Annotated in this window: 15 protein-coding genes; 9 read left to right on the top strand and 6 right to left on the bottom strand. The window is 61.8% G+C overall.

What is annotated here, in order from left to right:
* Positions 1 to 336: 336 nt before the first annotated feature.
* Positions 337 to 540 carry a hypothetical protein gene (locus AUC43_RS04875; protein ID WP_157780929.1) on the bottom strand — a complete coding sequence of 68 codons (204 nt, stop codon included), beginning with the start codon at positions 538 to 540 and terminating at the stop codon, positions 337 to 339.
* Between the two features lie 263 nt (positions 541 to 803).
* Between AUC43_RS04875 and AUC43_RS04870 the strand changes: the two genes are divergently transcribed.
* From AUC43_RS04870 to AUC43_RS04855, 4 genes are all read left to right on the top strand, one after another.
* Positions 804 to 2,201, top strand: a complete 1,398-nt coding sequence (locus AUC43_RS04870) for an FAD-dependent oxidoreductase (RefSeq protein ID WP_068190570.1) — start codon at positions 804 to 806, stop codon at positions 2,199 to 2,201.
* Between the two features lie 55 nt (positions 2,202 to 2,256).
* Positions 2,257 to 2,967: a LytR/AlgR family response regulator transcription factor gene (locus AUC43_RS04865; RefSeq protein WP_068190569.1), complete on the top strand. Its 711-nt coding sequence runs from the start codon at positions 2,257 to 2,259 to the stop codon at positions 2,965 to 2,967.
* Between the two features lie 292 nt (positions 2,968 to 3,259).
* On the top strand, positions 3,260 to 6,145 hold the full coding sequence (gene polA, locus AUC43_RS04860; protein ID WP_068190568.1) for a DNA polymerase I: 2,886 nt from the start codon (positions 3,260 to 3,262) through the stop codon (positions 6,143 to 6,145).
* A gap of 298 nt (positions 6,146 to 6,443) precedes the next feature.
* Complete coding sequence (locus tag AUC43_RS04855) at positions 6,444 to 6,863, top strand: DoxX family protein (protein ID WP_068190567.1); 420 nt, start codon at positions 6,444 to 6,446, stop codon at positions 6,861 to 6,863.
* A gap of 187 nt (positions 6,864 to 7,050) precedes the next feature.
* On the opposite strand, the gene AUC43_RS04850 is transcribed toward AUC43_RS04855, so the two are convergent.
* Both AUC43_RS04850 and AUC43_RS04845 read right to left on the bottom strand, forming a co-directional pair.
* Positions 7,051 to 7,953, bottom strand: coding sequence for a KGG domain-containing protein (locus AUC43_RS04850; protein WP_082684913.1), 903 nt, complete (start codon positions 7,951 to 7,953; stop codon positions 7,051 to 7,053).
* Positions 7,954 to 8,393: 440 nt separating this feature from the next.
* A complete protein-coding gene (locus tag AUC43_RS04845) occupies positions 8,394 to 10,523 on the bottom strand; it encodes a sigma-54-dependent Fis family transcriptional regulator (RefSeq protein WP_068190559.1) in 2,130 nt (709 codons plus the stop codon).
* Positions 10,524 to 10,779: 256 nt separating this feature from the next.
* On the opposite strand from AUC43_RS04845, the gene AUC43_RS04840 reads away from it, so the two are divergent.
* The 4 genes from AUC43_RS04840 to AUC43_RS04825 all read left to right on the top strand — a co-directional run bounded on the left by AUC43_RS04840 (position 10,780) and on the right by AUC43_RS04825 (position 15,620).
* Positions 10,780 to 12,114 carry a TolC family protein gene (locus AUC43_RS04840; protein WP_082684912.1) on the top strand — a complete coding sequence of 445 codons (1,335 nt, stop codon included), beginning with the start codon at positions 10,780 to 10,782 and terminating at the stop codon, positions 12,112 to 12,114.
* Positions 12,115 to 12,266: 152 nt separating this feature from the next.
* On the top strand, positions 12,267 to 12,716 hold the full coding sequence (locus AUC43_RS04835) for a universal stress protein (protein ID WP_068190555.1): 450 nt from the start codon (positions 12,267 to 12,269) through the stop codon (positions 12,714 to 12,716).
* 68 nt (positions 12,717 to 12,784) lie between these two features.
* Positions 12,785 to 13,900 carry an HlyD family secretion protein gene (locus tag AUC43_RS04830; RefSeq protein WP_068190553.1) on the top strand — a complete coding sequence of 372 codons (1,116 nt, stop codon included), beginning with the start codon at positions 12,785 to 12,787 and terminating at the stop codon, positions 13,898 to 13,900.
* Between the two features lie 148 nt (positions 13,901 to 14,048).
* Positions 14,049 to 15,620, top strand: coding sequence for a DHA2 family efflux MFS transporter permease subunit (locus AUC43_RS04825; protein WP_068190552.1), 1,572 nt, complete (start codon positions 14,049 to 14,051; stop codon positions 15,618 to 15,620).
* 124 nt (positions 15,621 to 15,744) lie between these two features.
* Here AUC43_RS04825 and AUC43_RS04820 read toward each other — a convergent pair whose 3' ends face one another.
* The 3 genes from AUC43_RS04820 to AUC43_RS04810 form a co-directional block, all read right to left on the bottom strand.
* Positions 15,745 to 16,776, bottom strand: coding sequence for a hypothetical protein (locus tag AUC43_RS04820; RefSeq protein WP_335340913.1), 1,032 nt, complete (start codon positions 16,774 to 16,776; stop codon positions 15,745 to 15,747).
* Positions 16,777 to 16,969: 193 nt separating this feature from the next.
* Positions 16,970 to 18,334 carry a M56 family metallopeptidase gene (locus AUC43_RS04815; RefSeq protein ID WP_082684911.1) on the bottom strand — a complete coding sequence of 455 codons (1,365 nt, stop codon included), beginning with the start codon at positions 18,332 to 18,334 and terminating at the stop codon, positions 16,970 to 16,972.
* Positions 18,312 to 18,719 carry a BlaI/MecI/CopY family transcriptional regulator gene (locus tag AUC43_RS04810; protein WP_068190548.1) on the bottom strand — a complete coding sequence of 136 codons (408 nt, stop codon included), beginning with the start codon at positions 18,717 to 18,719 and terminating at the stop codon, positions 18,312 to 18,314. The genes AUC43_RS04815 and AUC43_RS04810 overlap by 23 nt, the downstream gene beginning before the upstream one ends.
* Before the next feature lie 345 nt (positions 18,720 to 19,064).
* On the opposite strand from AUC43_RS04810, the gene AUC43_RS04805 reads away from it, so the two are divergent.
* A complete protein-coding gene (locus AUC43_RS04805; protein ID WP_068190546.1) occupies positions 19,065 to 19,877 on the top strand; it encodes a porin family protein in 813 nt (270 codons plus the stop codon).
* Positions 19,878 to 19,924: the final 47 nt, after the last annotated feature.

Here is a 19,924-nt window from a genome sequence, read left to right as displayed (position 1 = left end):
GACAAAACCAGCGGCCCCTTCGAAAAATCCGATTTAATCTGAAACTGCCCTTTTTCGTTGCAGCTGCCCCGGTGTAGGCGCCCTTGATAATGACCGTAGCCCCGGGCAGGGCCGTGCCGGCTTCGGTTTGCACCGCGCCGCTGATGGTTTGCGGGCCCTGGGCCCGGCTACCGAGCGGTAGTAAAAGACATAGCAGTAAAATAATGTAAAGGAGACGCTTGTAGGGAAATTTAAAAGAGCAGGCAGCAGAACTACCTTCTTATTCCCGCATATTACCATCTATTAGTATCCTAGCTGCCGCTTTATCAACCTAACAAAGTTCTAATTTGTAAATACTTAGTATCTAATATCTGGGTGTCCACCTATCTGGGGCGCATCGCCCTTGCACATCATCAGCCCCCCGACTTCCATCACCTTGGTTTCGGGCCCAAACGCTACCACTACCGGCACCGTGCGCCACCACGGCGCCGTGGTGGAAACGGGATAAGCCGCCGCCACCGGAAAAGCCTGGCGGCTCCCGGTGCGTAAGCGCCACCGCATGTACCCCATCCGCTTGAAACGGAACCGAAAATGTGTCATGGCTATACTTTGATTTAATCCCAATTCGTCAAAGGTCACCGTACGGTTGCTTCATTCGTGCCATTTGCGCCAAAAACCGCCAAGCACTCGACAAACTGGGTCGGGTGCGCGATGAACACAATGGCAGCGCTTTCTTCAGGGACCTGAATATGCAATTGTCTTAACGTTCAACAGCCTGGGCGCAGTGCGCGTAGTAGCTTCGCTGTCCCATCTTTTCTTTGCTTATGTCCGCTGTTGCCCCGTCGTTGCCCACCGCCGAACCGCTTACCGTGATGGGAGCGGGCCTGGTGGGCTCCTTGCTGTCGTTGTACTTGGCGCGGCGCGGGCACCCGGTGCAGGTGTTTGAGCGCCGCGCCGACCCGCGCCGGGCCGGCTTCCAGGAGGGCCGCTCCATCAACCTGGCCTTGTCGGACCGTGGCTGGCGGGCCCTGGAGGGCGTGGGCGTGGCCGACGACATTCGCCAGGTGGGCATTCCGATGACCGGCCGGGTGATGCACGACGTGCAGGGCAACCTCACGCGCCAGCCCTACGGCCAGGCCGACCAGGCCATTTACTCCGTGAACCGCGGCCACCTCAACCGCCGCTTGCTCGACCTGGCCGAGGCCCAGCCCAACGTGCGCCTGCACTTCGGCCAGCAGTGCCTGGGCATCGACCTGAAGGCCCAGCAGCTGCACCTGCTCGACACGGCCACGCAGCAGGAGCACACAGAGCCCTACAGCCGCCTGTTTGGCACCGACGGCGCGTTTTCGGCGGTGCGCAGCGCCCTGCAGAAAACCGACCGCTACGACTACTCGCAGCACTACCTGGAGTACGGCTACAAGGAGCTCACCATCGAAGCCGGCCCCCAGGGCGCGTGGAAGCTGGAGAAAAATGCCCTGCACATCTGGCCCCGCGGGCAGTACCTGATGATTGCGCTGCCCAACCTCGACGGTTCGTTCAATTGCACGCTATTTTTTCCCTACGAAGGGCCCGAGAGCTTCGCCGCCCTGCAAACGCCAGCCGACGTGACGGCCTTTTTCACCCGCGTGTTTCCCGATGCCGTGCCGCTGATGCCGGCGCTCACGCAGGAGTTTTTTGAACACCCCACTGGCTCGCTGGTCACCATTCGCTGCTTTCCGTGGAAGCACGACGATGACGTGCTGCTGCTCGGCGATGCGTCGCACGCCATCGTGCCCTTTTACGGGCAGGGCATGAACGCCGGCTTCGAAGACTGCAGCGTGCTCAACGCCCTGCTCGACCGGTACGGCGATGCCGCCTGGCCCACCATTTTCAGCGAGTTCCAGGCCCAGCGCAAGCCCAACACCGACGCCATGGCCGACCTGGCGCTGTACAACTTCACCGAAATGCGCGACCGCGTGGCCGACCCGCGCTTTCTGCTGCAGAAGAAGATTGAGGCCCGGATTGCCAGCCAGTACCCCGGCCGCTGGACGCCGCTGTATTCGCAGGTTACGTTTTCGCACACGCCCTACGCCGAGGCCTGGGCCGCCGGCCAGCGCCAGGATGCCATCATGGCCCGCCTCATGCCCCACATTCAAACCGAAGCCGACTTCGACCAGCCGGCCGTGCAGGAGCTGGTGCGGCAGGAAATGGCCGGCCAGCATCAACCCTTAACAGTAGGGTGAGGAGTTAACTCACCGCTCGCCATATTTGCGTTCTACTCGCTCTTCGTTCCTTCCTATGTTAACATGCGCCATCATTGATGATGACGAGATTAATCGTCTGACTCTCGAGCACTACATCGAGCTTTCCCCCAACCTCCAGCTGGAGGTATCGTTGGCGGATGGCATTGCCGGGCTGGCCTACTTCCGCGAGGGCCACAAGGTAGACGTGCTGTTTCTGGACATTGAGATGCCCCACCTCAGCGGCCTGGACCTGCTGCGCGTGCTCACCGACCCGCCGGAGGTTATCATCACCACCGGCCGCCAGGACTTCGCGGTGGATGCGTTTGAGCTGCGCGTGACCGACTACCTGGTGAAGCCCTTCGAGTTTGGGCGCTTCACGCAGGCCGTGGAACGGGTGCAGTCGCGCCGGGCCACCAGCCCCGCCCCAGCGGCCGCCGACGGCCCCGCCAACACGGACTTGTTTGTGAAGGTGAACAGCCGCATGGTGCGCATCAACTTCGACGACGTGCTGTACGTGGAGGCCCTGTCCGACTACGTCAACATCGTGACGGCCAAGCAGAAGCACATCGTGTACACCACGCTCAAGGCCTTGGAAGCCCGCCTGAGCACCTTCCCCAATTTCATCCGGGTGCACCGCAGCTACCTGCTCAACACCCAGCACATCGAGTCCATCGAAGACAACACGGCCAACCTGCGCGGCGGGCACTTTGTGCCCATCGGCAAGTCGTACCAGGACGGGTTTTACAAGGGCCTGCAGCGCATTTAGGCGCAGGCAGCGCGGGCCTGGGCCAAGCGGTAGTCCCAAACGAAGTAGCTGTTCAAAAGTAAGCGGGTTGTCAGTTGCTTGTTGCCAGTTGTCAGGCAAGGGATTAATCATGTGCTGACAGCTGACAACCAATGACTGAGAGCTTATAAAGCTGGGAGTGGTAACGCAGCGCGAGTTCCAGGCTCCGCGCTACAACCCGCCTGCGGTAGCCCAACCGCCTGCCGGCCCAATCCTGGCGAAGTGCCTGCCGGCTGTTGTACCCTTCTACAGCCAACGCCCGTACCTTCGCACTATGCCTGACCAACCCGCCGCTCCTGCCAAAAAACTCTTCCTGCTCGACGCCTTTGCGCTGATTTACCGCTCGCACTTCGCGTTCAGCAAAAACCCGCGCATCAACTCCAAGGGCATGAACACGGGCGCCGTGCTCGGCTTCACCAACACGCTGGTGGAGGTGCTGCAAAAGGAGAAGCCCACCCACATCGGGGTGTGCTTTGACGGCCCGAAGAAGACCTTCCGCCACGACCAATTTGCGGCCTACAAGGCCCAGCGCCAGGCCATGCCCGAAGACATCGGCATCGCCATTCCCTACATCAAGAAAATCATCCAGGCCTTCCACATTCCGGTGCTGATGCTCGACGGCTTTGAGGCCGACGACGTGATTGGCACCCTGGCCCAACGGGCCGAGGCCCAGGGCTTTGAGGTGTACATGATGACGCCCGACAAGGACTACTGCCAGCTGGTGACGGAGCACATCAAAATCTACCGCCCGGCCTTCATGGGCAACGCGGCCGAAATACTGGACGTCGACCACGTGCTGGCCCGCTTCGAAATTGAGCGGGTGGAGCAGGTGATTGATATTCTGGGCTTGCAGGGCGACGCCTCCGACAACATTCCCGGCATTCCCGGTATCGGCGAAAAGACGGCCAAGGCCCTGATAAAGCAGTACGGCTCGGTGGAAAACCTGCTGGCCAACGTGGACCAGCTCAAGGGCAAGCAGCAGGAAAACGTGCGCAACTTTGCCGAGCAGGGCCTGATGAGCAAGGAGCTGGCTACCATTCACGTGAACGTGCCGCTGCCCTTCGAGCCCGACGCGCTGGTGCTTGATGCCCCCGACGAAGCCAAGCTGCGCGAGCTGTTCGACGAGCTGGAATTCCGGCAGCTTGCGGCCCGGGTGCTTAGCGGCGGCCCGCCCCGCACCCCGGCCAGCGTGGCCAAGCCCGGCACCACCGGCGCCCGGCGCCCGCGGGTGGCGGCCGGCCAGGCCTCGCTCTTTGCCAACCCCGGCGACGAAGCCATTGCCATCGCCGCCGAGGAAGGCGAAACCGGCCGCTACGGCGCGCCCAGCGGCCCGCGCAAGCGCCTGGAAGACGTCCCCTACCAGTACCATTTGATTGACACGCCCGAGCTGCGCAAGATGCTGTTGGGCTTCCTGTTGCAGCAAACCGAGGTCAGCTTCGACACCGAAACCACCGGGCTGGACATCATGACGGCGCGGCTCGTGGGGCTGAGCTTCTGCTGGCTGCCGGGCGAGGCCTACTACGTGCCCGTGCCGACGGATGATGAGCAAGCCGCCCAGGCCATTGTGGACGAGTTCTGCCCGTTTTTCGAGGCCGAGCACATTCTCAAAATTGGGCAGAACGTGAAGTACGACCTCACTATTCTGCGGCACTACAACGTGGAGGTGAGCGGCCAGCTGTTCGACACCATGCTGGCCCACTACCTCATCGAGCCCGACATGCGCCACAACATGGACGTGCTGGCCGAAACCTATCTGCACTACTCGCCGGTTTCCATTCTTGAGCTGATTGGGCCCAAGGGCAAGAAGCAGAAAACCATGGCCGACATCCCGCCCGCCGAGGTGAAGGATTACGCCTGCGAAGACGCCGACGTGACCCTGCAGCTCAAGCACGTGTTCGAGCCCATGCTACAAGACCTTGGGCTGCTGGGCTTGCTCAACGACGTGGAAAACCCGCTGGTGCCGGTGCTCTCTAGCATCGAGTACGAGGGCGTGCGGATTGATTCCAACGCCATGAACGAGTACTCGGCCGAGCTGCAGGGCTACATTTCGGAGCTGGAAACCCAGATTTTCCGCGAAGCCGGGCAGGAGTTCAATATCGGCTCTCCGAAGCAGTTGGGCGAGGTGCTGTTTGATAAAATGCAGATTGGGGGCGGCAAAATTAAGAAAACCAAGACCGGCCAATACGCCACCGGCGAGGAAATCCTGAGCCTTTTGGCCGCCGACAACCCCATCGTGGCCCTTATTCTGGAGTACCGCCAGCTCACCAAGCTGCGCTCGACCTATGTGGAGGCGCTGCCCCAGCTGGTGTGCGTGGCCGACGGCCGCGTGCACACCAACTTCAACCAGGCCGTGACCGCTACCGGCCGCCTGAGCAGCACCAACCCCAACCTGCAGAACATCCCCATTCGCACGGAAAAGGGCCGGGAAATCCGCAAGGCCTTCGTGCCGCGCGACGAAAACCACGTGCTGCTGGCGGCCGACTACTCGCAGGTGGAACTGCGCATCATGGCCGACTTCTCCGGCGACAAGACCATGATTGAAGCCTTCCGCCAAGGGCTCGATATTCACGCCAGCACGGCCAGCAAAGTCTTCAAAGTGCCGATTGAGGAAGTGGACAGCGACATGCGCCGCAAGGCCAAAACCGTCAACTTTGGCATCATCTACGGCATTTCGGCCTTTGGCCTGGCCCAACGTATCGGCATCGGCCGCAAGGAAGCTACCGACATCATCGAGACCTACTTCCAGGAATTCCCGTCGGTGAAGCAGTTCATGGACGAGAGCATCAACAAGGCCCGCGAGCTGGAGTACGCCGAAACGCTGCTCAAGCGCCGCCGCTACCTGCGCGACATCAACTCGCGCAACGCCACGCTACGCGGCTACACCGAGCGCAACGCCATCAACGCCCCTATTCAGGGCACGGCCGCCGACATCATCAAGATGGCCATGATTAACATCTACCACTGGCTGCGCGAAGAGAAGCTCCAAACCCGCATGATTCTGCAGGTGCACGACGAATTGGTGTTCGACGCTGTGAAAGAGGAAGTGGCCTACATCACCCCCAAAATCAAGGAGCTGATGACCCATGCGCTGCTGCTGCCTCGCGGTGTGCCGCTAGAGGTGGAAGTAGGCACCGGCGATAACTGGCTGCAAGCGCACTAGGAACAGCGCATAGCCAGCTTAAAAGCCCTCATGCCGATGGTAACTGGTATCTCGCTCGCGTGAACCTCACCCCCGGCCCCTCTCCAAAAGAGAGGGGAGCCGAACGGTAATTGATTGAAAGAAAAAAGGCCCAATTCACTTGAGCTGGGCCTTTTCATTTAAAATTGAACTAGTTCTTGTGCCGTGGCTCCCCTCTCTTTTGGAAAGGGGCCGGGGGTGAGGTTCCAAGCGAAGGGATAATATACCCTAGGAGGCGCCCACCGTATAGCCAAGCTTTCGACCAATCCCGCAAAAAGCCATGCTCAACCAACCCCACACGACAACCTGGCAAAACGTGGCCCGCGGACTGCTGGGCACCTTTATGGTAGTGGCCGGCACGGGGCACCTCACCTTTGCCCGGCAGGATTTTCAGGCGCAGGTGCCCGATTTTGTCCCGCTGAACAAGGACACCGTGGTGCTGCTATCGGGTGTGGTCGAGATTGGGCTGGGGCTGGCGCTGCTGCTCGTCCAGCGGCACCGGGTCGCGATGGGACTGGGCCTGGCCGCGTTCTACGCAGCCGTGTTTCCCGGCAACGTGCACCAGTACACCCACCATATTTCCGCCTTTGGCCTCGACACCGGTGCTAAGCGGTTGGGCCGCCTGTTTTTTCAGCCCGTGCTGATGGCCTGGGCCCTGTGGTCTACCGGTGCCTGGCAGGCGCTGCAGCAGAAAAAGTAAGCCCCCTTGCGCTACGCCTTGCAGAGTGGAGTGGCTTGGGCCACGCTTCGTAACAGCACGCAGCGACCATCTTATTCCCGTAGCTACTTTGAAAACCAAAAGCCCGGAACGTCAGACGTTCCGGGCTTTTCCATGCTTGCAGGACCCCCGCAGCAGTAGGCAGTGGTCCTAGCTAGCCGGGAGCATGTTACTGGCCATCGCCTTGGTCGGAGCCACGGCCGCCGTGGCTGGCGCGGCCGCCCATGGCTGCAATCTCGCGCTGGCGCTCGGGGTCCATGCCGGCGAAGCCCCGGCCGTTGCCCCGCTGCTCTTCCTCACGGTCACGAACGCGGGTGCTGCCCCGCCGCTCGTTCTCACGGCCGCCGTGGCTGGCGCGGCCGCCCATGGCGGCGATTTCGCGCTGGCGCTCGGGGTCCATGCTGGCAAAGCCGCGGCCGCCGCTCCGCTGCTCTTCCTCGCGCTCATCATAGTCGCGGTCGCCGTGGCTGGCGCGGCCGCCCAGCGACGAAATCTCCCGTTGCCGGTCGCGGTCCATGCTCGCAAAGCCGCGGCCACTACCGCGTTGGTCTTCGTCGCGCTCGTCGTAGTCCCGGTCGCGGTCCCGATAGTCGTTCTCGCGCTCGTCGTAGTCGCGGTTGCCGCGGTGGCTGGCGCGGCCGCCCATGGCGGCGATTTCACGCCGGCGCTCGGGGTCCATGCTGGCGAAGCCGCGGCCACCGCCCCGCTGCTCTTCCTCGCGCTCGTCGTAGTCGAAGCCACGGCCGACGTGGCTGGCGCGGCCGCCCAGCGACGAAATCTCGCGCTGCCGGTCGCGGTCCATGCTCGCAAAACCGCGGCCCACGCCGTAGTCACTCACGTAGCTGCGGTTGGCTTGCTTGCTATGCGAGCGGGCTTCACTGGCATGGCCACGGGCCATTTGGGCGTGCAAGGCACTGCGCTCCGGGTTGCCTTCGTCGTAGCTGTCGGCGGCGGCATGGTGGTGGCGGGCCGCCTCGCTGTGGTGGCTGGCGGCTTGGCGGTGGCTGTGGCTAGCCAAGCCGCCTCTACGGCCAGCTTCCGCATGCTGGCTGGAATTTCCTCTGTTTGCCATAACGTTGAATAAATGAGAATGGATGGGAATGACTCCATGAAGTTACGCATTGTTCCTTAGGTAGTTATGGCCGAGTTCTGGCTAGCCTCAGCCTTTGGAAAGGAGAAAATAGCCCCCATCTAGGCATCGCCTTTACAAAATCAGCGAGATAAAAGGCAATATCGCCGGGCTGTCCCACCGCAACTTTTTTTTACTTTTTTACCGTACCGGAAACGGTTAGTCAGCAGAAAAATCCGTTTTGAGAAGGCGCGTTTTTTAAGGTTAACGGCAGCCGGAGCGGTGCGCTGTCTACCGCACAAACGGCACGCGGAGGCATTGGTGTCTACCGCAAGCAAAGGCTAACAACAGCCTCGTCAAGTGGTAGCCCTTGGTGGCTAACCCTCCTCCAGCGTATAAGGCTGTTTGCACAGTAAGTCGAGAGCACCGGCCCAAGTGGCCCGCTAGCTCTGCAGGCCCACCGTGCGCCGAATGCCCAGTTTTTTCATGCGGGCTTCCAGGGTTTTGGGGTTGATATCAAGTAGCAAGGCCGCTCCCTGCGCCCCGCTCACCCGGCCGCCGGTGCGCTGCAGCGCCGCCAGAATGTGGTCGCGCTCCTGCTCGCGCAAGGTTTTGATGGGTGCGGAAGCCGGCGATGCCCCCGCGGCGGCCCCGGCTACCAGCGGCGCGGCGGCAAAGCCCGCAAACTCCAGAAACGGCCCTTGGCTGACGATGATGGCCTGCTCGAGCACGTGCTCCAGCTCGCGGATGTTGCCGGGCCAGCTGTAGGCCTGCAGGGCGGCCAGATCGGCGGGGCGCACCTGGCGCACGGGCTTGCCCAGGCGTTTGCTCAGGCGCTGCACGAAGTGACGCAGCAGGGGCTCAATGTCTTCGCGGCGCTCGCGCAGCGGCGCCAGCTCAATCGGAAACACGTTGAGCCGGTAGTACAAATCGGCGCGGAAGCGGCCGGCGGCCACTTCATCGGCCAGCACGCGGTTGGTGGCCGCAATCACGCGGGCATCGGAGTGCAGCACCTTGGTGCCCCCCAGGCGCTCGAACTCCCGCTCCTGCAGCACGCGCAGCAGCTTGGCCTGCAGGTCCAGCGGCAGCTCGCCGATTTCATCCAGGAAAATGCTGCCGCCGTTGGCCAGCTCAAACTTGCCGATGCGCCGTTCTACCGCGCCCGTGAAGGCGCCCTTCTCATGGCCAAACAGCTCGCTCTCGATGAGCTGAGCGGGCAGGGCCGCGCAGTTGAGCTTGATAAGGGCGCGGGCGTGCCGGGGCGAGGCGTTGTGTAGCTCGCGGGCCACCAGTTCCTTGCCGGTGCCGGTTTCGCCCGATATCAGCACCGTCGTATCCGTTGGGGCCACCTGGCCGATGCGGCGCAGGGTTTGCTGCAGGGCTGGCCCGCTGCCGATGAACGCGCCCGAATCGGCCCCGAAGCGCGCCGAGGTGTTGATTTCGTCCACCAGGTACGTCCGCTCCTGCTCTACCTGGGCCTTGAGCTGCTCAATCTGCTCGAAGGCGAAGAGGTTTTCGAGCGCCAGCCCAATCTGGGGCACCAGGGCCAGCACCGTGGCCAGGTCCTCGGGCTGGAACGCGTCGGGCTCGGCGGCTGACAGCGTGAGCACGGCCGCGCCGTCGGGTCGCTGCCAGATGGGCGCCACCAGCAGCGCGCGGGTGTGATAGTGCTCGTACACGTAGCGCAGGCGCGGGTAGCGCACGGCCAGGGCCTTAAACTCGGGGCCGGAGTACACGGCCGCCGCTTGCAGCAAATCGGTGCTCTGCCGGTAGATGCTTTCACTATCGCGCAGGCCTTCGTCCTCGTCGCGGTCGGGGTCGCGGGCTTCGAGCGGCGCGCCGGGCGCCGGGCGAGAGAACTCGGCAAAGGCCTGAAACACCTCGCCCTGCTCGGCCCGCTGCACCCGGATGCCGAAGTACTCGAACGGCACCACGCGGCTCAATTCCTCGGCCACGGCCCGAAACAAGGGCTCGCGCTGCTTGATGCTGAGCAGGGCGTTGTTGATGTTGAGCTGCAAGGTGCGCTGCTGCTCGCGGCGGGCCACTTCCTCGAAAGCCAGCGTGTTGGCCACGGCCACGGCGATGAGCGAACCGATTTTTTCCAGCAGCTTTTCGTCGGCCGGCGTGAGGTTGGGCGCCCGGCGCGAGGCCAGCGTGAGAAAGCCCGTGAGGTGGCCGCCGATGCGTAGCGGCACGGCCGTGAGCTGCCCGATGTCCTGCTGCCGCATCCGCGCAAACGGCTCGTAGTCGGGGTAGGCGCCCATGTAGTCCTGCAGCGTGAGTTGCCGCACGCGGGGGTCGGCCACCAGTTGCTCGATGGGGGAATTGGCAATGGGCGTGAAATTGGCCATGCTGCCCGGCACGGCGGGCTGCGGGTCCTCGGCCCCGTAGTAGTCGCGCAGAAACAGGCGCTTGGTCTTCAGCTCGGCGTCGAACACGTTGATGCCGATGAGGTCGAAAGGAAAAATGAGCCGCAGCTTGGTGGTGACCACCTTAAACAACGAGTCCTTGTCGCGCATGGTCGCGATGGCTTCGTTGAGGTTCAGCAGCAACGTTTCGTCTTGGTCGGGCATAAGAGTGAGCAGGGTGGCTGCTTGGCTAAAGCACTTGTAAATGCCTCATTTTCCTTAGATATCAGGAGTCAATTTACAGCAATTCCTGCTATTTCAGGAAGACAACATTGTGAGTGCTTAGTTTATCTACAATCACATCAACCTTCAAAAACTTTATTAATAACAAGTTACAACCTTATTAAAGCTCAAACACCTCATCACTACTCGTTGGCACAGCATTAGGTAAGGGGGCAGCGATACACACCCGCACTTTCTTATGTCTTCTCCTTTTTCATCACCGGCGGCCGTTGTCTTTGCGCTGGCTTTGCTGGGCGCTGGCTCGGCCGCTGCGCAGACTGCCCCAGCCGCCGATATCCTCTCTGATTCGCTGACGCTGGACGGCACCCTCCGCTCCGTGCTCGAAGCCAATCCGGGCGTGACCTCGCTCACCGAGCTGGCCAACGCAGCCAGCGGCCGCCTGGCTCAGACGCGCACCGGCTTCCTGCCCCAGATTACCGGCACGGCCACTTACACCCGCATCGACCCCGTAGTGAAGCTGCCCTTTGGCGGCGAAACGCTGCAGCTGGCCCCCAACAACAACTACGACGCCCACATCACGGCCCAGTACCTGCTGCTCGATTTTGGCAAAAGCGCCGCGACGGTGAAAGTGGCCGAATCGCAAGTGCAAACCGCGCAGGACAACGTGAACGTGGCCCGGCGCGACCTGGCTTTCAACGCGGCTCAGGTATACTACAACATTCTGTTTATGCGCGAGAGCATTAAGGTACAGGATGCCCAGATTGCTTCGCTGCAGGCCCACCGCAACGAGATGGAGAAGCGGGTGCAAGGCGGCGTGAGCACGCGCTTCGACGTGACCACGACCGATGTGCGCATCACGCAGGCCCAAAACACAAAAATTGACCTGCAAAACCAGCTCCGCAACCAGCAGGTGCAGCTGGCGCGCTTGCTGCACAAGCCCACCCAGGCCGACATTCCGGTGAAGGGCCGCCTGGCCTTCCAGCCCCAGTCGGTGAATGTGGATGCCGAATTGACAAAGGCGTATGAGAACCGGCCGGAAATCAAGCTGGCCCGCGACGCCGAAAACACCGCTACCCTGCAGCAGCGCCTCATAGAGCGCAGCAACATGCCCAGCCTGGGCGTAGGGGCCCAAGTAGGTGCCAAAAACGGCTACCTGCCCGAGCTCAACCAAATCAAGCCCAACACGGTGGGCGTGGTGCAGCTGTCGGTACCTATCTACGACGGCAACAAGAACAAGAACCAGCGCGTGGAGGCCCTGGCCAACGCCCGCAGCGCCGTGGCCCGCACGCAGGACACGCAGGAGCAAATCCGCGCCGATGTGCGCCAGGCGGCCAACAACATGGAATTCAGCCAGGCCCGCTACGACAACGCCGAGCGGCAAATAGCGCAAGCCACCGACGCCCTCACCCGCGCCCGGGCCCGCTACCGCTACGATGTGGGCACCAACCTCGACGTGCTCGACGCCGAAACCCAGCTGGCTCAGGCCCGCCTCGCCCGCGCCCAGGCCATCTACAACTACACCCTCGGTCAGTTCCAGCTCAAGCGCGCCACCGGCGAGCAGATTTGGCAATAGGTCACTGAATTGAGCTAAAAAACCCGTCATGCTGAGCTTGTCGAAGCATCTCGCCCGCTTCGTTTAGCAAAGTTGATTACTGCTGCACGCGAGATGCTTCGACTAGCTCAGCATGACATCCTCCCCGATTACATCCAATACCCCACCCAGCAATGAACCTCTCCACCATCCTTTGTCCGCTCGATTTCTCGGCTGCGTCGTCGGGGCTGGTGGCCTATGCAGCGGCTTTGGCCGTGGCAACCGGGGCCGAGCTGCGGCTGCTGCACGTGTGCGAGCCGCAGGAAGACTTGGCGGGCCGGCTGCCTGGCGCCCCGGCTTCGGCCAGCCCCGTGCCCTGCATTGAGCGGCTGACGGGCTTTCGAGCCGATGCCGAGCAGGCCGGGGCGGCCCACGTGCACACCGGCATTGTGCAGGGCGAAGCCGCCTCCGAAATTATTGCCGAAGCCAGCCGGCAGAAAGCCGACTTAATTGTTATCGGAGCGCACGGCCAAACGGGCCTGACGCGCTTCCTGATGGGCAGCACCGCCGAAATCGTGCTGCGCACCGCCCCGTGCGCCACCCTGCTGGTGCGCGCCTCTCACCAACCAGAAACCGGAAAATAAGGGTCTGCTGCCCGCCCGCGCTTCTGCCTCCCCTTTTCCTTCAACACCGACACCTGATACTTACCAAGATGGCCCAGACTGAAATTACTCCCGCTGTGCAAAACGACCCCGCTCCGTACCCCAACGCGACCACTACCGACACCGGCGTGCCCATGGAGGAGCCCAAGCGGCGCAACCCGCTTATTATGATTGTGCTGGCGCTGATACTGCTGGGCGGCGCCTACTACGGCTGGACGCGCTACCAGTACGCCAAAGCCCACGAAAGCACCGACGACGCCCAGGTAGAAGGCGACGTGTACCCGATTCTGCCCCGCGTGGGGGGGCCGGTGCTCGAAGTGAAGGTGGAAGACAACCAACCCGTGAAAAAAGGTGACGTGCTGGTGACCCTGGACGCTGCCGACTACCAGCAGCGCGTGAACGCCGCTGAAGCGGCCTTGGCAGCTGCTCAGGCACAGGTGGCCGCCGCTCGTGCCGGCGTGGCTACGGCTAGCGCCAACGTGCGCTCTGCCCAAACCAGCATCGGCGTAAGCGAGGCCAACCAGGCAAAGCTGCAGAAAGACCTCAAGCGCAGCACCTTCCTGCGCAAGCAGGACATCATTCCGCAGAGTGAGTACGATGCCGTGCAGGCCAACCTGCGCGCCACCAGCGCCCAGCGCGCCACCGCTTCCGAGCAAGTGGGCGTGGCCCGCCAGCAAGTAGCGGCGGCCCAGCAGCAGATTGCCGTGGCGCAGGCCGTGGTGAAGCAGCGCCAGGCCGACCTCGATAACGCCAAGCTGCAGCTGAGCTACACTACCATCGTAGCCCCTGGCAACGGCGTGGTGAGCAAGAAAAATGTGCAGCCCGGCCAGGTAGTGGCTCCCGGCCAGCAGCTCATGGGCTTGGTGGCCAGCGAGAAAACCTGGGTCATTGCCAACTTCAAGGAAACTCAGCTGGAAGACATGAAAGTGGGCCAGCCCGTGAAGCTTGAAGTAGATGCCTACCCCCACGAGGATTTTCAGGGGCACATCGCCTCGCTGTCGGCCGCTACCGGCGCCCGCTTTGCGCTGCTGCCCCCCGACAACGCCAGCGGCAACTTCGTGAAAGTGACCCAGCGCATCCCTGTAAAAATTGAGCTCGACAAAATTGACCCCGAGCACCCCTTGCGCGCCGGCATGAGCGTGAACGCCACGGTGCAGGTGAAGTAGTTAAAAAGGCAACGAGCCAGTAGCCCGTCATGCAGAGCGCAGCGAAGCATCTTGCCCGCTTCGTTGTGGCAGCATTGATTACCACTGAGGTAAAGATGCTTCGCTGCGCTCTGCATGACGGTCTTTTTAGCACCTAAATAGATAGTTAATGGAAACCGGATTTACCAAGTGGATTATCGTCGTGACGGTGGTCCTCTGCTGCTTGCTGGAGCTGATTGATACCAGCATTGTGAACGTGGCCCTGACCCAGATGATGGGCAACCTCTCGGCCACGCAGCAGGAAGTGACCTGGGTGGTGGCCTCCTACGGCATCGCCAACGTGATTGTGATTCCGATGACCGGCTTCCTGGCCGAGCAGTTCGGGCGCAAAAACTACTATTTCGCGTCGGTGCTCCTCTTCACTATTGCCTCCATGGCGTGCGGGCAGAGCACCAACATCTGGGAGCTGGTGGCCTTCCGCTTCATCCAGGGCATCGGGGGCGGCGCACTGATGGCTACTTCGCAGGCTATTCTGATTGATACGTTCCCGCCCAAGCAATTGCCGCTGGGCCAGGCCCTGTTTGGCATGGGCGTCATTATCGGCCCTACCATCGGCCCCACGCTGGGCGGCTACATCGTAGACAACTACGACTGGCCCTGGATTTTCTACGTGAACGTGCCGGTGGGCATTTTGGCGGCCATTTTCACGGCGCTGTTCATCCGCGACCCGGAGCGCATCAAAAACGCCATTCCCCGGCCTTTGCGCGAGATTGACTGGGCGGGCGTGGGCTTGCTGATTCTGGGCGTGGGCTCGCTGCAGCTGGTGCTGGAGCAGGGCGAAACCGAGGACTGGTTCGAAAGTGCCTACATCAACACCTTTGCGGTGCTGGCGGCCATTGGCCTCATCGGTTTCGTGTGGCGCGAGCTCACGGCCCGTCAGCCCATCGTGGACCTGCGGGTGCTGGGCAAAAGCCGCAACCTGGCGGTGGGCGCCATCCTGTCGTTCGTGCTGGGCTTCGGCATGTTTGCCTCGGTGTTCATCTTCCCGATTTTCACCCAGCGCATCCTGGGCTTCACGGCGGCCCAAACGGGCTACATGCTGCTGCCGGGCGCGTTGGCTTCTGGTTTCATGATGCCCGTTATCGGGCGGATGCTGCAGGCGGGCGTGCCCCAGAAGTTTATGATTCCGGTGGGCTTCTTCATCTTCTTCGGCTTCACCTTCTGGATGGCGAAAATCATTTCGCCCACCGCCGGCGAGGATGACTTCTTCTGGCCCCTGATGGTGCGCGGCCTGGGCATGGGCCTGATTTTCCTGCCCATTACGACGATGTCATTAGCCGGCCTGAAAGGCAAGGACGCCGGCCAGGCGGCGGGCCTCACCGGCATGATTCGCCAGCTCGGGGGCTCGTTCGGCGTGGCCATTGTGGGCACGTACCTGGAGCGCAGCATCGCCCAGAACCGCATCAGCCCCCTGGCCCACATCTCGCTCTACGACACCAACACCGTGCAGCGCATCCAGGCCTTCACCCAGAACTTCCTCGCCCACGGCTTCCCGCTGGAGCAAGCCCGCCAGCAGGCCTACGCCGCCCTCGAAGGCATTCTGATGAAGCAAGTATCCATCATCACCTACTCGCAGGTGTTTTCGATGATTGGTCTCTTCTTCGTCATCTGCCTGCCGCTGGTGCTGCTCATCAAGCGCGCCAAAACCAGCGAGAAGATTGATTTGAATGCGGCCCACTAATTGCTATAGTCTATGCGATGTGAGTTGATTAGGTGACGATTTGAATTTGTTATGATTATAAAAAAGGGCTTCCTGCATTTAGCAGGAAGCCCTTTTTGTTTGGCCACTAGGGCCCGCAGTGTTGCTACTGATACTGGATGTACAGCGGCTTGGGGTTGAGCTGGGCCAACACCTCGGGAGGCGTCATGATGTGGTGGGGAGCTGGGCGGGCGTCGTACTCGTAAAACAGCTTGAAGCCGGTGTACTGCACGGGCTCCGTCTGGATGTAGTCGTGGTACGAATCCTTTTTCAGGGTGGGCTCACCGTGGCCGTCCATGTGCATCACAATCTGCACGCGGGGGTCGAGTTTGATGTTTTTGTAGTTGGTAATCATCTTCCGGGTGAAGCGGTGCACCGTCAGGACCTTGGGGGGCAGGTGGTTTTCGCTCACGATGCGGGCCAGGAAGCTCACGGCGAAGTTCACGTCCTTGGCATCGAGGGTGCCGATGCGTTGGTTGGGGCGCACGCCGGGCATGGTAGCGAGCGAAAACTCGGGGTCGATGCCGAGGTGGATATCGGGCGACTTCAGGTACTGCTCCAGCTTGGGCAGCTCGGTCTGCAGGGTGCTATGGCCCGGCTGCACGTCCAGAAACAAGATGCACTTGTGTTCGCGGGCCCAGCTGATAACTTCTTCGATGGTGGCCTTGGAGTTCATCAGGCGCCATTTACCGTCTTTGCCGGGGGTGCCCTGCGCCGTGATGGTCACGTTGTGCAAAGCCGGCTGCACCGGAATGCTGGGGTCGGCGGCACGCCACTCATCCAGCACCTTCTCAAACTTGCGGAACATCTGCTCCTTGGGCTCGCGGCCCAGAATGCCCATGCCCTTCGAGCGAATGTTGCCATAGAAGGCCACAATGCGGTGGCCCGGCAGGATGGCGCCCGGCAGCTGCCCGCTCTTCTTCACAATAGAGTCGGCGCGGAGCGAATCGCGGCGCATGGCCACGGCCTTTAGTTGAGCTGAATCGAGGGGGGCAGCAGCCTTAGCTCCTGCCTCGCCGGGGACGCCAGTAGCCGCACCGGCAGGGGTTTCGCCCTCGGCGGGACGGGTTTGGCAAGAAGAAAAGCCAGCGGCAGCCAGCAAGCTCAATGATGCGGCCACCACAGCGTGGCGCGGCAAGAAGGGAAATAACACTGAATAAATGGGGCTTAAGAGGTCGATACTACCCGCAAGTTAGCCCCTTTTGAGCGGTTAATACTGAGGCTAACGCAGAAAGGCCCCGGCAGAGGCCGGGGCTTTTCGGGCGGTTTCCCCACTTCTTTGGCTGCGGGGAGCCAAGTTTTCGTTTTGCCTCGTGGGGTTGGGGCTGGATTTATTTTGAGTTCGGGCTACCGGTTACAAACTGAATGGGGTGCGTGAAACTGACGTCCACGGCTTTGCCATCCTGTTTGCCAGGAATGAAGCGGGGCAGTTGCTGCACCGCTTTTATCACGGCCGCATCGTATTCAGCCGACAAGCCTTTGATGATTCTTGCATCCTTTACCTGCCCCGCTTTCGACACGGTGAAACTGACAAACACCATACCCTCTTTACGGTCAGCGGGCGCTACGTTGGGGTACACCAACTTGCTCTGAATGTAGTCCACAATGGCTTTATTATTGCCGCCACCGGGCATTTGCGGCATTTGCTCCACGTAGGTATATACCTTCTCGGGTGATTGGGCCGAGGGCACGCCCGGAACTTCGGCTGGCGGTGGAGGTGGGGGCGGCGTGCTCTCCTGCCTTGATGTAGTGAGTTTAGGCGCACGGGGAGGGCCCTGCTGTGCAGCCGTCTGACCGCTGGCAACAATGGTAACTAGTGCGGCCAGCAACGGCAACGCGAGCCACTGCTTCCAGCGAGAAATAGGGGATGTTTTCTGTATCATGGCGATGCGACGTAAGGTTTGGGAATGGGAAAAGGTGTGCGCAAGCGGGATGGAGAAACCGAGGCGGGTGGCCACTTGCCGGGCCAAAAGGTGAGCGTAGGAACGAGAAGATGAAAAAGCGGACGGCACCGCCGAGTCGGCGCGCAGGGCGGCTTCGTCGGCCAGATACTCGTGGGTGAGGGCCAGCGCCCGGCCGCACAGATGCACGAAGGGGTTGAACCACAGCGCGGCGCGTAGCAGCTCCAGCAGGAGGCGGTCGTAGGTGTGGCCCTGGCGCACGTGGGCCAGTTCGTGGCTCAGCACCTGGTGGGCCTCGGCGGCGCTCAGCGGCAGGGTCTCGTCCCAAAACACCACCCGGCCAAACGAGCTGGTGGGCAGCAGGCCGTGGGTGCGGGCCAGCGCATAGTCGGCACCGGGCTCGCGGGGCAGCGCCCGGGTCTTGAGCCACAATTGGCCCAATTCCCAGCCCAACCGCCCCAGCGTGAAGACCACTCCGGCCGCGTAAATCACACTGAGCCAAAATACCCAGCCCAACTCCACCGCTTCGGCGGGCCCCGCCGGGCTTATCTGCACAGTGGGCAGCAAGACCGCCGCGGCCTTGGGCAACGCGCCAAACGTGCCCGCGCCCCAGCCCGCGGGCCAAGCCACGGGCAGCAGCGGCAGCCCCGCCGCCAGCAGCGGCCCCAGCACCAGATACGCCCGGTTATAGGCAAAGCTGCGCTCCTGGCGCAAGGCTACCCGGTAGCAGAGCCACCACGCCCCCAGCAGCACCGTGCTGAGCAGCATCCAATTAAGCAGGCTGGTTGGGTTCATCGGAATCGGGGTTTTCGGGGTGAGAAGCGTGGCGGAGCAGCTCGTCGAGCTGGGCGGCGTCCAGGTTTTCTTCCTTGGCGAAGAAGGAAACCAGGCGACTAAATGAGTTGCCGAAGTGGCCCCCCAGCAGCTTGCGCAGCGAGAATCGGCGGTAGTCGTCCTGAGCTACCAGCACGAAGTAGCGGTGGGTGCGCCCGAAAGCTTCGTGGTCGACAAAGCCCTTGGTTTCCAGAATGCGGATGATGGTGGACACCGTATTGTAGGCCGGCGCGGGGGCCGGCAGCTCGGCCAGCACGTCCTTCACGAAGGAGGGGCCGCGGCGCCAGAGCACCTGCATTACCTGCTCTTCGGCGCGGGTGAGTTCAGGAAAAGAGGAAGGGTCCATTGGGGTAAATGGGAAAGGATGTTGCTGGAGTAACGCAAATGTATAACTAATGTTTTAGTTTCAAGACTAATTTTTTAGTTATTGCTTTTAATTGGGCTGTGCCCCAGCATTGCCGCGGCTGGCAAGCATAATTCTGGCCCTGCTTTTGGTCGAGAGTCTGCTCCTTCCAGTGGGGAAACTCCCGCCTTTGGTCGGCATAACGAAAACGGGGAAAGCACTAGGTGCCGCGGCCGAAACGGTTTGGCACGGTTTTGTAATACACCCTTTCATCGACCCCGTAGCCAGGCGCTTCGCCTGGTTTGCCCAGGGGCCGGCTTCCTTCACACCTTCTCCAAGTTATTGGTTATGAAATTTTCACGCCTTTCGGGCGGCCTGGCCGCGGCTTGTCTTTTGATTTCTGCGGTTGCCGGTTCCGCTTCGGCACAGGGGGCCCGCGATGCCTACGGCAACCCCAAAGCCGCGCCGTCGCCCCGGCCTATGGGTACTGTGCGTCGTGCCTCCGTTGGTTCCCAGCCCTCCTATTCGGCTCCGGCCAGCAGTTCCACTTCCGGCGTTCGTTTTGGCTTCCGGGGCGGCCTGAACCTGTCCGACGTGCAGGGCGACGCCGTGAAAAGCTTCACCGACCTGGCCGGCTACGCTCCCGATGGCACCATCACGCGCCAGATGCGCCCGGGCTTCTACGCCGGCGTCTACGCCACCTTGCCCCTGGGCCCGAGCTTTGCCATTGAGCCCGGCGTTTCTTACTCCGAAAAAGGCACCGTGCTGCAAGGCAAAGTGCCCGTGCCCGCCCTCGACTTCCTGAACACGAAAGTTACCGGTACCGCCCGCCTCGCGTACGTCGACGTGCCGGTGCTGGCCAAGGTATTCGTTACGCCCGGCTTCTACCTGTATGCCGGCCCACAAGCCTCGTTCCTGGTCAGTGGCAAGGCCCGAGTGGAAGCTGGCGCGCTGGGCTTCACGGCCTACAAGCAGGACTTCGATATCTCCGACCAGATTCGCAAGGTTGACTTTGCGGCCGTGGCCGGCTTGGGTTACCAGTTCGACATGGGCCTCGGCGTGAGCGCCGGCTACGACTATGGCCTGACGTCAATAGACTCCGGCAACCGCTTCGACGCTCAAAACCGGGTGATTAAAGTTGGGCTGAACTACTCGTTTTAAGTCCCGAGCTAATTGCACTGCTGGGCGCCGGTGGTCAATAGATTAAA

Source organism: Hymenobacter sedentarius (genome assembly GCF_001507645.1).
GTDB lineage: Bacteria > Bacteroidota > Bacteroidia > Cytophagales > Hymenobacteraceae > Hymenobacter > Hymenobacter sedentarius.
This window is presented reverse-complemented; position numbering and strand designations above follow the sequence as displayed.